Here is a 12,825-nt window from a genome sequence, read left to right on the forward strand (position 1 = left end):
TACCCTGTTTCCAGAAACTTTACGGAATTATTTCCCCTGCGCGCGCAGCCACCCCGACCCGGCAATGCCCCCCGCCGCACAGGCCAGAACAATCACCAGTGGCGTCAGGGTACCCAGCGCCAGCGCACCGATACCCAGACCACGCATCGGCAGCAACACCAGCAACAGAATTCCCGCGGGAATCAGCGAAAGCAGAAAGCCGCGGGTAATCCAGCTTTTGCGCCAGGGCAGCAGGAAAATCAGACCGCAGATTCCGCCCCACACAACCCGTTGGTAAATATAGGCGTTGGAAAGGTGCGGCGCGATATCGACCGACAGCGCGCGGGTAATACCATAGTGGCCCAGCGCCCACAGACCGAGCGCGTAACCCAGCCCGGCTATACCGCCGGCGGCAAAACAGATGGAAAGATTTTTTATAAATTCGCGCATAAACATCCCCCGATTTTCTTGCGCCTCGCCAGGAATTTATCCTGACGGGGTAATGGGGGAAGTATGCCAGAACTAGCGGAAAACACCGCTAACGGGTTTGGAAATCAGGCGGGGCGTTTGCTGGGGCCGTAGAGTTCTTCCAGCATGCTGTCGATACGGGAGGCCAGTGCGTCCTGGCTTTCGTCCAGCAGGATTACGTGGCCCATCTTGCGGCCCGGGCGCAGTTCCTTGCCGTAGGACCAGACACCTTCATTCTGCAGCGCAGGCTTTTTATCCACACCCAGCATATTGATCATGACCGCCGGGCGCTCTGCCGTGGTGTCACCCAGTTCCATACCGAGAATCGCGCGCACATGGTTGGCAAACTGGCTGGTTTTGGCACCGGCCAAGGTCCAGTGGCCGCTGTTGTGTACGCGCGGTGCCAGCTCGTTGATCAGAAGACCGCCGTCGGTGACGAAGCACTCCATCGCCAGCACGCCCACGTAATCCCAGGCGTTCATCAAAGTGGAGAGATATTCTTGCGCGGTGGTCTGCAGCTTTTCATCTACATGGGGCGCCGGTGCGGTGGAAACCAGCAGGGTGCCGTTGTAATGATCGTTCTCCGCCAGCGGATAGGTCACCACCTTGCCGTCCGCGGTACGCGCACCAATTAGAGAAACTTCGCGGGAGAAATTGATGCCCTTCTCTACTACGTATTCCTGCGCGGGCACCTGGTCGGCGATCGCCGCCAGATCTTCGTCGCTGTTCACCCGCCACTGGTTCTTGCCGTCGTAGCCGTTCTCACAGCTTTTGATAAACGACGGGTAGCCCAGCTCTCTTACCGCCGTACAGATTTCGTCGTAATTGTTGGCCGGGCGGAAAGGGGCCACCGGCAGGCCGGCTTCGGTGATCGCGGTTTTCTCGCGCACGCGATGCTGGGTTTTTTCAAACGCATCCGGGCGCGGGTACACCGGGCAGAATTTTTCCAGCGCGCGCAGCAGGCCTGCATCGACGCCTTCGCGTTCGGCGGTGATGACTTCCGGGCTGCCCATGGCTTTGTACAGCGCTTCGATCTTCGCGCTGTCACCCGCATCAACCGCACCTGGATTGACAATGGTGCCGAGCCCTTCCACACAGGTGGTATTTTCACCATTCTCGGCGAGAAAACTGAACTCGATACCCAGCGGGCGGGCCTCCTGGGCCATCATCTGCGCCAGCTGGCCACAACCGACAATACCTACACGTCTGGCTGTCATTTCCGCTACACCTCGTACTCGTTCAGTAATCGCTAACAGGTTGAATCAACGTCGCTTATTCGACTTCAAAAGGTACACCGGCGCTCTGCTGTTCGCGCCAGGCGATCAGGCGCTTCTGCAGCTCCGGATCGGTCAAAGACAGCATCTGCGCTGCCATCAGGCCCGCATTGAATGCGCCAGAAGCACCCACTGCCTGAGTGGCCACCGCCACACCCTTGGGCATCTGTACGATGGACAACAAGCTGTCCATACCGGTCATGAACTTGCTCGCCACCGGCACGCCGATCACCGGCAGCGGGGTCATGGCGGCGATCATGCCCGGCAGATGTGCAGAACCTCCGGCGCCGGCGATGATCACCTGGGTACCACGCTCGTGGGCGGTGGTGGCGAACTCCACCATGCGCTGCGGGGTGCGGTGGGCGGACACAACCGCCGTGGCGAAGGGCACACCCAACTCGGTGAGGGGCTTGGTCGCCATTTCCATGGTCGGCCAGTCGGACTGGGAGCCCATGACGATGGTGACTTTTTCGAAGGGCAGCTCTTTCACTTTCGCATAACTCCAGAATTTGGCGGGCACCGGCCCCAAAAATTAGGGGCGGAAGGATACCAAAACTCAGCGAGAAAGCACGCAATACGGGGCTCTCCGGCAGGTTCGGCGCCGCTTTTTGGGCGATTTATTGCTGCGGGCAGCCCAACCGGCAGTATCTGAGTACCGGGGAACCGGCTTTGCCGGTGCGTGTTAAGGAGAACAACAGAGCAAACAATAGTGTGGCGAGCCGGTCACGACACCTGTCTGTGACCGGGAGCGATTGGAGGGTTTTGAATTGCGAGCTTCACACAGGGCTCAACCGGGGCTAGTCGCTGCCTTGCGGCGGAGCTCGTTTCGCAGCATTGCCAGTACCGGCTCAACCTTTGGCCGCACCCCGCGCCAAAGGGCAAAGGATTCCGCCGCCTGCCCCACCAGCATGCCCAGGCCGTCGGCGGTCTTCGCCCCAAGCGGCGCCGCCCAGCGCATAAATGCCGTGGGCTCGGCACCGTAAACCATGTCGTAGGCGCAGCAATCGGGCCCAATCACGGCCTCACTAATCTGCGGCCGCTCGCCGGACAGACCTGCAGCGCTAGCGTTGATAATCAGCTCAAAGCCCGCGGGAATGTCGTCGAGGCCACCGGCGCTCAGCTCGCCGTATGGGGCAAAGTCTTCGGCCAGCTGTTGTGCCTTGGACGCGGTGCGATTGGCGATATGCAACTGCGCCGGCTTCTCGTTCAGCAGCGGCAGCAGAGTACCGCGGGTAGCGCCACCGGCGCCCAGCACCAGTACCTTCTTGCCCGCGATGGTCCAGCCCAGATGATCGCGAATATCCGACACCAGCCCGGGGCCGTCGGTATTGTCACCAAGCAAAGTTCCATCGGGCTGCCGCGCCAGGGTATTCACCGCACCCGCGGTGCGCGCGCGCTCGGTCAGTTCATCGGCGTATTCAAACGCATCGAGCTTGAAAGGCGCGGTGACATTCAGCCCTTTGGCTCCGCTGGAAAAAAATTCATCCACCACCGCCTTGAAGCCACCCACTTCTGTAAACAGCTTGCCGTATTCCAGATCTTGATTGGTCTCTTTTGCAAAGGCCGTGTGAATTACCGGCGACATCGACTGCTTGATTGGGTTACCAATGACGGCGTAATTGTCCATGTTGTTTTACTTCTCTCAACGTCCGTTTATTTTAGCTAACGCTTATTTTTTAAGGGCCTGTTTGATCTGGCTGGTTTCATTCACACCGATCAAACCATCAATTTTTAATTCACCGCCAAATTCGCACACCATATAGCGCGTAATCGCACTGTAAATCTGCTTCGGCTTTTCACCGCTCGCATCCAGCAGCACCCAGTTCAGGGTCGCCAGACTGGTATTTTCATTCAGCTCGATCACATCGGTAACCGCACCGACGATCTGGGTAACGCCCAGTTTCTGATACAGGTTTAACAGCTTTTTTACCCGGCCGATAAAGTACTCGCGGCTGAGCTGGGATTTTTTGCCGTCGGAAAAATAGTAGTGAATCGGAAACCGGTAAAAATCGGCAATCTGCTCCGCGTCGCGCGCTTCAAACAGGCGACGGTATTCGAGGAACAGTTTGTTGATATCTTCCAGACGGGCCTTGTGCATGGCTATTTCCTTCCAAGTACCAAATATTCCGTTAATTGCTACCGAGCCTGACGAGAAGGTGCCGATACCGGGTATCCCTTTGCGAGACCTTCTAAAACAGGGATGTTTTAGAAGAGCCCCCAGGGATGGGTTACCGGGGGGACGCCTAGTTCGTGTCTCGCAAGGCCATGCCCGGTAGCAGTGCCGCCACAGGACTACAACAAGTACGAATTAAACCCACTCCCGGTGTGGCAAAAAATCCGTATAGAGCTTTTCTTCCGGACTGCCCGCTTCCGGGTGCCAGTTGTAGCGCCAGCGCACTTCCGATGGCAGGGACATCAGAATGGATTCTGTGCGACCGCCACTTTGCAGGCCGAACAGGGTGCCGCGGTCGAACACCAGATTGAACTCCACATAGCGACCGCGGCGGTACAGTTGGAAATCCCGCTCGCGCTCGCCGTATTCGGTGTCCTTGCGCTTTTTCAGAATCGGCAGATAGGCATCCACATAGGAATCGCCAACCGCCTGCATAAACGCGAAGGCATTATCAAAACCGCCCTCGCTGAAATCGTCAAAAAAGAGTCCGCCCACACCGCGCGACTCGTCGCGGTGTTTCAGATAAAAGTATTCATCGCACCATTTTTTAAAGCGCGGATAAATATCTTCGCCAAACGGTGCGCAGGCGTCTTTGGCGGTCTGGTGCCAGTGCACCACATCTTCCTCAAAGCCATAATAGGGGGTCAGATCGTAACCGCCGCCGAACCACCACACCGGCTCCGCGCCGTCTTTTTCCGCAACAAAAAAGCGCACATTGGCGTGGCTTGTGGGTGCGTAGGGATTCTTCGGATGAATCACCAGGCTGACACCCATGGCCTGAAAAGAGCGGCCAGCCAGTTCCGGGCGCGCGGCGGTTGCCGAGGGTGGCAGTTTATCGCCGAATACGTGGGAGAAATTCACTCCGCCCTTTTCGATCACATTGCCATTTTCCAGCACCCGGGTGCGGCCACCGCCGCCACCTTCGCGCTCCCAGCTGTCTTCAAAAAATTCGCTGCCGTCTACAGCCACCAGTGCCGCACAGATGCGATCCTGCAAACCCAGCAGATAATTTTTGACGGCCTGGATGTCAATGGTACTCATTTTCTTCTCTCAATTGGGTGCGGCCAGAAGGTTAACCCGCGCGCACGATGCGGCCGCTGGCGGCGTCGCGAATCTCACTGGGGGCGGCGCGCCCACCGGTGCTGCCACCGCCAATAAAGTCCAGGTCGTTGCCGAAGTAGCGCAGTACCTGGAACTTGTGGCGCGCCGGCTGGCAACCGGCCGGATTGGCCGAGGTGGATACGATGGCGCCACCAAAGGCGCGGGACAGCGCACTGGTAAAGCGGTGACTGGTGTGGCGCAGGGCCACGCTGTGGTGAATGCCGGTAACCCAGGGCGGCACCTGGTCAAAATGCGGTACCAGCCAGGTCACGGGACCGGGCCAGGTTGCGTCGATACGCGCGCGCTGGTCGCCAGACAGGTTGTGCAGCAGGCCGGAAAAGTGCTCCACATCACCGGACACCAGGATCAACCCTTTTTCCAGCGGCCGGTTTTTCAGGCCAACAAGACGCGCAACCGCTTCGGGGTTGTTCGGGTCGCAGGCGAGCCCCCACACGGATTCGGTGGGGTGGGCGATAACGCCGCCGGCGGCCAGGATGCGCGCTGCGCTGGCCAGGCAAAAGCCGGCACTGATTGCTGGGGGGAATGTTTTGGTCGGATCGTTAACGGCGCTTGGTGCAATATGTTCAGACAAGGCAGGAACTCACTGGGGTCTGGCAAGCTGGGGATACGGGGTGGGCACAGGCTGAGCTTGATCCAGCCAGTCGCTGCGCCGCAATTTATCGAATACTACCAGCCTAGACAAGGAAGGGGTGCGGTTGAAACCTTCAACCGCACAGGAGGGGCGGCGCCTCGCGCGTGCCTATTTTGCGCGCTCGCGCGCACTTTCCATCTGACAGGTTAGCCTTCGTAGCTGACGCGATAGACGACGCCCGCCACATCATCCGAGACCAACAGAGCGCCGTCCGGCATCACCAGTACATCCACCGGGCGGCCCCAGGCTTCTTCACCCTGCAGCCAGCCGTCGATAAACGGCTTGTAAGAGGTGGCGTTGCCGTTCTCGTCCAGGGTCACCATGGTCACCCGGTAGCCGATCTTTTTACTGCGATTCCAGGAGCCGTGCTCGGCGATCAATACCTGGTTTTTATACGCCGCGGGGAACTGGTCGCCGGTGTAGAACTTCACGCCCAGGGGCGCCACGTGGGGGCCGAGCTCCTGCACTGGTGGTACATAGGCGCTGCACTGCTTACCTTCACCAAAGTCGGGGTCGAGAACATCTTTGCCGTGACAGTAGGGGTAGCCAAAGTGCTTGCCGGCTACCGGTGCGGTGTTCAGTTCACAGGGCGGGGTGTCGTCACCCAACATGTCGCGGCCGTTGTCGGTAAACCACAGGTGTTTGGTTTCCGGGTGCCAGGTAAAACCGACGGTGTTGCGCACGCCCTCGGCCCAGGTTTCGGTTTTCACCACCTTGTCGCCCTCGATCTTGAGGCGCTGGATGTTCGCGAAGTCCTTTTCCTCACAGATGTTGCAGGGGGCACCGATGGGTACATACAGCCAGCCATCGGGGCCAAAAGCGATGTATTTCCAGCCGTGGTGTTTGTCCGGGAACTGGTTGGTGATGGTGACCGGTTTGGGCGGGTTGTCGAGACGGGACTCGATATCGTCCAGGCGCACAATGCTGGTCACCGCACTCACGTAGAGATCGCCGTCTTTGAACGCCACACCGGTGGGCATCTTGAGCCCCTCGGCGATCACTTTTACCTCGTCGGCTTTCTGGTCGCCGTCTTTATCCACAATCGCATACACCTTGCCGGCGCGGCGGGAACCCACAAACAGGGTGCCCTTGTCACCGCGGGCCATATGGCGGGCGTTGGGGACGTCGTCGGCATAAACCTCGATTTTGAAGCCGTCCGGCAGGTTGAGTTTATCCAGCTGCACGTCGGCGGCCTGAGTGGTGGCCGTCGCACTCAGTGCGAACGCAGCGGCGATCGGCGCGACGGCGGCCTTGAGGGGGGAAGCGTGGGAGAGAAATCGGAACAAACCCATCGGGTGGTCACTCCATGCGGCTAATTAGTTGAATTCAGGGGTCGGATTCAAGGAGTGACCGTAACGGCTTTTCGGTTATTCCACCAGTCCGGACAGGGCTTTGGTGCCATTTCCGGTGAGCTGGTAGCCACCGGGGAGCTGTTCCACCAGCCCTTCCAGTTCCAGATGCAGCAGGCTCGCCATCAGATCGCCGGTGTCGCCACCGGTATCCCGCGCCAGCTGTTCAATACTGCGCGGATCGCCGCCGAGGGCAACGATTATGCCTCGCTGCTCCTGGGGCAGATCAATTGAAGGTGCTGCGGACGCTTCAAACAATGAATGTTGCTCGACCATGCCAGACAACAAGCCGCCCAGCTGGGCGACGATATCCGCGCTGGTTTCCACCAAATGGGCGCCGTGTTTGATCATATGGTGACAACCCTTCGCCATGGGGTTGTGAATGGAGCCGGGAATCGCGAACACCTCCCGGTTCTGCTCCAGTGCCAGGCGCGCAGTAATCAGGGACCCGGAACGCACCGCCGCCTCTACCAACAGGGTGCCAAGGCTTAGGCCGGAAATGATGCGATTGCGACGGGGGAAGTTGCCCGCCTCCGGCGCCGTTCCCAATGGCATTTCGCTGACGATGGCACCGCCGGTGGCGAGAATCTGTTCGGCAAGTACTGCATTGCGCAGGGGGTAGATGCGATCCACACCGGTGCCCAGCACCGCTACGGTTTTACCCTCACCGTGCAAGGCGCCCTTGTGCGCCATGGCATCGACACCCAGTGCCAGTCCGGAGGTAATCGCGAAACCGGCGGCGGCGAGATCGGCAGAAAAAGCCTCGGCGTTATCCAGCCCCGCGCGGCTTGCGCGCCTCGCGCCCACCACCGCCACCTGTGGCAGCAACAGCGCACCCGGGTCACCGGCAACATACAGCAGCGGCGGCGGCCGGTCGATTTCCCGCAACAGCCGCGGGTAACTGTCGTCTTCGCAATGTAAAAGAAAGATGCACTCTTCGGCACAGCGCTGGCGCTCGGCCAGGGCCCAAAGGCCGAGCTCGCTATCCAGCCCACGGCGCTGGAATTCCGCCAGTTGTGCCTGGGCACGTGGCGGCAGTTTGCGGGGGAGTTGTTGCGGTGATTGTTCGAGTACGGCCTCGGCGGAGCCGAATCGCTCCACCAGTTGCCAGTAGAGGCCGGGGCCAATGCCCTCGAGCCTTAATAAAGAGAGAGTAGCGGTCAGCGCATCCATGCGCGGGTACCTCCATCGAAATTCTTTTTCTTATTCGTTCAAACCCTCGATTAAGGGTTGCGTACCAGATCCATCACCGCCAGCGGTTTGTCGGCTTCCAAAACCAGACCCAGGCTCATCTTTTCAAAGCTGCGGAATACCATCAGCACACCGGCGCGCTCGTCCGGCAGCTTGACGTTCTGACGGGCCAGCTGGTCGCGCACGGTAGCGCCGCGTTTATAGATTGCGAGCACGTGGCCGGGCTGCAGGCCTTCGCGCAGACCGCGGTTGATGGCAACCACATCGTACTTGGCTACCTGGGTAACACCCTCTTCAACGCCGAGGATAATGCCATCCACAGGAACGGACGGCGCACCGGGCTGAAACAGCGCAGCAATGGCGCGCTCTTCAACCGGAAGCAGGCGGTCCTGCAGACGGATGTCGCGGCTGGTGCGGGTGACATCCAAGGTGGCCACAGCAAATTCGGTGTTGGCGTTATCGGCATCCAACTGGCGCAGGTCCACAGAGCCTACATCCAGGGCCTGTTGACCCAGTTCTTCACCAGTGAAAGGGTCGGCGTAAACCGGGCCCGGGCGGTCAGATGCCGTAGGAAGCCAGCGGCTCGCGGAAATCACCGCGGGCGTAAATCTTCTCGCCGGCGCCCATCAGAATTCGCTGATCCTGGCCGGAGATTACGTAAGGAACGCCCTGGAAAGCACCCGGACCCACAATGCGGGTACGGGACAGGAAGGCGTTGATGGCGTCCAGCGGAATCGCGGGAATCGCGGTGCCAATGGGCTCGCGGCGCACGGCGGGGCCCAGGCGGTTGTTGCTGGTGGGGCTCAGCTTGTACGCGGTGGGCGCGCGATCCAGCTGCAGGCGCGGCTGGCCGTCGACATATACGAGGTTCAGGCGGTCACCGGGGAAAATAAGGTGGGGGTTCTCTACCTGGGGGTTCACCTGCCAGATCTCTGGCCAGTACCAGGGCTGGGAGAGGAAGGTACCGGAGATGTCCCAGAGGGTGTCACCCTTCTGTACGACATAGGTGTCCGGGTGGTCAGGCTTGAGGCGCGCATCTTGCGCCTGCAGGCCAAAGGTCGCCAACAGGGTTGCGGCGGCGGCCAGGATTATTTTTTTCATGGAAGCATTCCTATGCTTTTTTTGTCGCGAGCGCTGGGGCCTTACTGTCTGCTAAAGAATCTGCTGAATCTTTATACGGCTATCACTGCGGGTTTATATCGCTATAATCTCACAGCGCTGAACCGGTGGCGGCTGATGTCGCCGGGACGGGAAGCAAAAGAACGCCAACTGGCTTGTCGGCCAGTGTGCGGATACAGCCCCCCAATTCAGCAAATTTCAAGCGCGATCATTATGTTATCAGCGCAAGTTCCACTAAGACTAGAAGTTTGTCACAGGTGTTATGGCCAAACTGGAAATCCTAGAATTCCCCGATCCCCGTCTGCGCAAGGTGGCGGAACCCGTTGCTGAGGTGACGGATGAGCACCGTACGCTGATCGATGATATGTTCGAGACGATGTATGAGGCGCCGGGCGTGGGCCTGGCGGCGACGCAGATCAATTTCCACGAGCGTATTGTGGTGATTGATGTGTCGGAGGATCAGAGTGAGCCGCTGGTGCTGATCAACCCGGAGGTTGAGGTGCTGGATCCGGAGATTCACAAGTACGATGAGGGTTGCCTGTCGGTTCCCGGTTTCTACGAGACGGTGCAGCGCCCGCGCAAGATCCGCCTGAAGGCGCTGGATCGCAATGGCGAAACTTATGCGCTGGAGGCCGAGGGGCTGCTGGCGGTATGCATCCAGCACGAGATCGATCACCTCGATGGCAAGCTGTTTGTCGACTACATCTCTCCGCTCAAGCGCAATCGCATTCGTTCAAAATTGGAGAAAGCCCACCGTCAGCGGGCCTGATCTTCGTGGTTCTTTTGTTAGCCCGGTGGCGTCGGGGCACCGGGTGTGGGCTTTCAGGACCGCTGTAAACCCATCCCTGGGCGCTTCGGCGCAAACATCCTGTTTGCGACGATCCTGAAAACCCACACCCGGCACCCCGACTTCGCATCTGTTTCTGGACTTCGATTCGAGTCCACCTCTTCTTATCTGAAAGTATTTTCATGAGCCTGAACATCATTTTTGCCGGCACCCCCGACTTTGCCGCCGTACACCTGCAAACGCTGCTCGACAGTGACCACAACGTGATTGCGGTCTACAGCCAACCCGACCGTCCCGCGGGGCGCGGCAAGAAGCTGCTGGCGAGCCCGGTGAAACAGCTGGCGCTGGAGCACGATATTCCGGTGTATCAGCCGCTGTCCCTGCGGGACGAAGCCGCGCAGAAGGAGCTTGCCGCACTGAATGCGGATCTGATGGTGGTGGTGGCCTATGGGCTGATCCTTCCGCAGGTGGTACTGGATACGCCCCGTCTGGGGTGTGTGAATGTTCATGCTTCCCTGCTGCCGCGCTGGCGCGGTGCGGCGCCGATTCAGCGGGCGGTGGAAGCCGGGGATGCCGAGAGTGGTGTGGCGATTATGCAGATGGAGGCGGGGCTGGATACCGGGCCGGTGCTGGTTGAGGCTCGCACTCCGATAAGTGCCAGAGAGACCGGCGGCAGCCTGCACGACAAGCTCGCAGGCCTCGGTGGGCCGGCGTTACTGGAGGCTTTGCAGTTGCTGGAGAGCGGTGCTGCGCAACCGCAGGTTCAGGACGATGGGCTGGCGAATTATGCGGGCAAGATTTCCAAAGAAGAGGCGCGTCTGGACTGGGCGCGGCCGGCGGTGGAGTTGGAGCGGCTGATTCGGGCGTTTAATCCGTTCCCGGTTTGCTGGACGGAATATCTGGACGGCAAGGGTAAGCCGCAGCGCTTGCGGGTTTATTCTGCGCAGCTGGAACAGGGCTGTCACACCGATGTGCCGGGGACGATTTTGAGTGCGGACGATGAGGGTATTCTGGTGGCCTGTGGTCGCGAGGCGTTGCGTCTGACTCAACTACAATTGCCGGGCAAGAAGTCGCTGCCGGTGGCGGAGATTTTGAAGGGCTACCGCGAGCTGTTCGCCGCAGGCAATAAACTGGGTACTGACCATGAATGATCCCCGCGCACTGGCGGCCCGTGTGATCGCCCGCCTGTATCAGGACCGCGGTTCGCTGCAGCGGCTGCTGCCGTGGGCAGAAAAGCAGGTGGACGACCCGGAAGGCACCGGCAAGAATCGCTCGCTGCTGCGCGAACTCTGTTACGGCACAGCGCGCTTTGCGCCGCGATTGGAGCTGATCCTCGGCAAACTGTCGAAAAAACCCATTAAAGATGAAGAACTGGCCGCGCTGATGCTGGTGGGCCTGTACCAGCTGGAATACACCCGCATCCCCGACCACGCCGCCATCGGCGCCACCGTCGAGGCCGCCCGCGCCCTCAAACTCGGCCACGCCACCGGTGTCGTCAACGGCGTATTGCGCAATGCCCTGCGCAATAAGGAAACACTCACTCGCAAACTCTCCGGCAACCCCCAGTTCAGTTCCGCCCACCCCGCGTGGTTGCAACAGGCCATCAAAGCCGCCTGGGGCACCGAGGCGCGCACCGTATTCACCGCCAACAACGAAAACCCGCCCATGACCCTGCGGGTGAACCTCTCCAAAAACACCCGCGACGAGTACCTCGCACAGTTAAAAGACGCCGGCATCCCCGCCCAGCCATGCGAATACTCCCCGGCCGGCCTGGTACTGGAAAACCCCGTCGCCGTCAGCCGCCTGCCCGGCTTTGAAGACGGCCTCGTCAGCGTCCAGGACCAGTCTGCGCAACTGGCCGGCACCCTGCTCGACCCGCAGCCGGGCGAGAAAATCCTCGACGCCTGCGCCGCCCCCGGCGGCAAAACCTGCCACTTGCTCGAACTCCAGCCGGACCTCGACGTAAGCGCCCTCGACATCGAAGAAGACCGCCTCGACCGCGTGATCGAAAACCTCGAACGCCTCGGTGTTGGCGCCCAGATCATCTGCGCAGACGCCGCCGAGCCCGAACACTGGTGGGACGGCGAACAATTCGACCGCATCCTCCTCGACGCCCCCTGCTCTGCCACCGGCGTCATCCGCCGCAACCCGGACATCAAACTCCTGCGCCGCGCCGAAGACATCCCGGAGCTCGCGGTACTCCAGGGCAAAATCCTGCGTGCAATGTGGCGCCTGTTAAAACCCGGCGGCACCCTCCTCTACGCCACCTGTTCCATACTCCCCGAGGAAAACAGCGCTCAAGTGGCGCGCTTCATTGCGGAGACACCGGATGCGAGGGACAATACGCCGCAATTGCTGAATGAGCAGCCCTGGGGGCTGCCGCAGGATGCGGGTATGCAGTTGCTGCCGGGAATCCATGCGGGTGATGGGTTTTATTACGCGAAGCTCGAAAAGGCACAGGATGCGTAATTCTTTGGCGGATGCGCTTTCGCTTATCCACCCTACAGAATGGTTCGTCCGCACTAACGAAGCACAATAGTAAAAATTGAAGGACGGGTGCCGGGTACGGGTTTTCAGGATCGTCGCAAACAGGATGTTTGCGCCGAAGCGCCCAGGGATGGGTTGAAGGGGGGCGCCTAGCCCGGTCCTGAAAACGCTCACCTGGTGCCTCGACGCCACCGCGCTCGCAAAAGAACATTTTGCCGAGCGTGGCACAAAGGCCAGAAACCACG

12 protein-coding genes and 1 pseudogene are annotated in these 12,825 nt (G+C 60.0%); 3 read left to right on the plus strand and 10 right to left on the minus strand.

Translation table 11 applies throughout. The annotated features are described in order from the left end of the window. Nucleotides 1-27: 27 nt before the first annotated feature. The 10 genes and pseudogenes from ACYX4K_RS14970 to ACYX4K_RS15015 form a co-directional block, all read right to left on the minus strand. Complete coding sequence (locus ACYX4K_RS14970) at nucleotides 28-429, minus strand: hypothetical protein (RefSeq protein WP_231758916.1); 402 nt, start codon at nucleotides 427-429, stop codon at nucleotides 28-30. A 104-nt stretch (nucleotides 430-533) separates the two neighbouring features. After that, nucleotides 534-1,664, minus strand: a complete 1,131-nt coding sequence (locus tag ACYX4K_RS14975) for a 5-(carboxyamino)imidazole ribonucleotide synthase (RefSeq protein WP_475091342.1) — start codon at nucleotides 1,662-1,664, stop codon at nucleotides 534-536. Between the two features lie 55 nt (nucleotides 1,665-1,719). Further along, on the minus strand, nucleotides 1,720-2,211 hold the full coding sequence (purE, locus tag ACYX4K_RS14980) for a 5-(carboxyamino)imidazole ribonucleotide mutase (protein WP_475091341.1): 492 nt from the start codon (nucleotides 2,209-2,211) through the stop codon (nucleotides 1,720-1,722). Between the two features lie 297 nt (nucleotides 2,212-2,508). Further along, nucleotides 2,509-3,348, minus strand: a complete 840-nt coding sequence (gene aroE / locus ACYX4K_RS14985) for a shikimate dehydrogenase (protein WP_475091340.1) — start codon at nucleotides 3,346-3,348, stop codon at nucleotides 2,509-2,511. Between the two features lie 42 nt (nucleotides 3,349-3,390). Then, nucleotides 3,391-3,819 carry a hypothetical protein gene (locus ACYX4K_RS14990; protein ID WP_475091339.1) on the minus strand — a complete coding sequence of 143 codons (429 nt, stop codon included), beginning with the start codon at nucleotides 3,817-3,819 and terminating at the stop codon, nucleotides 3,391-3,393. Nucleotides 3,820-4,029: 210 nt separating this feature from the next. After that, nucleotides 4,030-4,935, minus strand: coding sequence for an oxygen-dependent coproporphyrinogen oxidase (hemF, locus tag ACYX4K_RS14995; protein WP_475091338.1), 906 nt, complete (start codon nucleotides 4,933-4,935; stop codon nucleotides 4,030-4,032). A gap of 31 nt (nucleotides 4,936-4,966) precedes the next feature. After that, nucleotides 4,967-5,587 (minus strand): L-threonylcarbamoyladenylate synthase, encoded by a 621-nt coding sequence (locus ACYX4K_RS15000; protein WP_475091337.1) that lies wholly within the window; start codon nucleotides 5,585-5,587, stop codon nucleotides 4,967-4,969. A gap of 206 nt (nucleotides 5,588-5,793) precedes the next feature. Continuing rightward, entirely contained in the window at nucleotides 5,794-6,939 is a 1,146-nt protein-coding gene (locus ACYX4K_RS15005; protein ID WP_475091336.1) for a PQQ-dependent sugar dehydrogenase, read from the minus strand. Between the two features lie 75 nt (nucleotides 6,940-7,014). After that, nucleotides 7,015-8,169 carry a DNA-processing protein DprA gene (dprA, locus tag ACYX4K_RS15010; RefSeq protein WP_475091335.1) on the minus strand — a complete coding sequence of 385 codons (1,155 nt, stop codon included), beginning with the start codon at nucleotides 8,167-8,169 and terminating at the stop codon, nucleotides 7,015-7,017. Between the two features lie 50 nt (nucleotides 8,170-8,219). Continuing rightward, nucleotides 8,220-9,288 (minus strand): annotated as a pseudogene (locus ACYX4K_RS15015) (LysM peptidoglycan-binding domain-containing protein). 280 nt (nucleotides 9,289-9,568) lie between these two features. On the opposite strand from ACYX4K_RS15015, the gene def reads away from it, so the two are divergent. From def to rsmB, 3 genes are all read left to right on the plus strand, one after another. Beyond that, nucleotides 9,569-10,075, plus strand: coding sequence for a peptide deformylase (gene def / locus ACYX4K_RS15020; RefSeq protein WP_475091333.1), 507 nt, complete (start codon nucleotides 9,569-9,571; stop codon nucleotides 10,073-10,075). 200 nt (nucleotides 10,076-10,275) lie between these two features. Beyond that, nucleotides 10,276-11,244, plus strand: coding sequence for a methionyl-tRNA formyltransferase (gene fmt, locus ACYX4K_RS15025; protein WP_475091332.1), 969 nt, complete (start codon nucleotides 10,276-10,278; stop codon nucleotides 11,242-11,244). Then, entirely contained in the window at nucleotides 11,237-12,562 is a 1,326-nt protein-coding gene (gene rsmB, locus ACYX4K_RS15030) for a 16S rRNA (cytosine(967)-C(5))-methyltransferase RsmB (protein ID WP_475091331.1), read from the plus strand. Before fmt ends, rsmB begins: the two co-directional genes overlap by 8 nt. The last annotated feature ends 263 nt before the right edge of the window (nucleotides 12,563-12,825 follow it).

The organism is Microbulbifer sp. ABF4_107 (genome assembly GCF_056312215.1).

What these genes read in the sequence shown, in the direction of transcription:
- ACYX4K_RS14970 (WP_231758916.1), bottom strand. Translation starts at nt 429, where the DNA reads ATGCGCGAATTTATAAAAAATCTTTCCATCTGTTTTGCCGCCGGCGGT.
- ACYX4K_RS14975 (WP_475091342.1), bottom strand. Translation starts at nt 1,664, where the DNA reads ATGACAGCCAGACGTGTAGGTATTGTCGGTTGTGGCCAGCTGGCGCAG.
- aroE (WP_475091340.1), bottom strand. Translation starts at nt 3,348, where the DNA reads ATGGACAATTACGCCGTCATTGGTAACCCAATCAAGCAGTCGATGTCG.
- ACYX4K_RS14990 (WP_475091339.1), bottom strand. Translation starts at nt 3,819, where the DNA reads ATGCACAAGGCCCGTCTGGAAGATATCAACAAACTGTTCCTCGAATAC.
- hemF (WP_475091338.1), bottom strand. Translation starts at nt 4,935, where the DNA reads ATGAGTACCATTGACATCCAGGCCGTCAAAAATTATCTGCTGGGTTTG.
- ACYX4K_RS15005 (WP_475091336.1), bottom strand. Translation starts at nt 6,939, where the DNA reads ATGGGTTTGTTCCGATTTCTCTCCCACGCTTCCCCCCTCAAGGCCGCC.
- dprA (WP_475091335.1), bottom strand. Translation starts at nt 8,169, where the DNA reads ATGGATGCGCTGACCGCTACTCTCTCTTTATTAAGGCTCGAGGGCATT.
- def (WP_475091333.1), top strand. Translation starts at nt 9,569, where the DNA reads ATGGCCAAACTGGAAATCCTAGAATTCCCCGATCCCCGTCTGCGCAAG.
- fmt (WP_475091332.1), top strand. Translation starts at nt 10,276, where the DNA reads ATGAGCCTGAACATCATTTTTGCCGGCACCCCCGACTTTGCCGCCGTA.
- rsmB (WP_475091331.1), top strand. Translation starts at nt 11,237, where the DNA reads ATGAATGATCCCCGCGCACTGGCGGCCCGTGTGATCGCCCGCCTGTAT.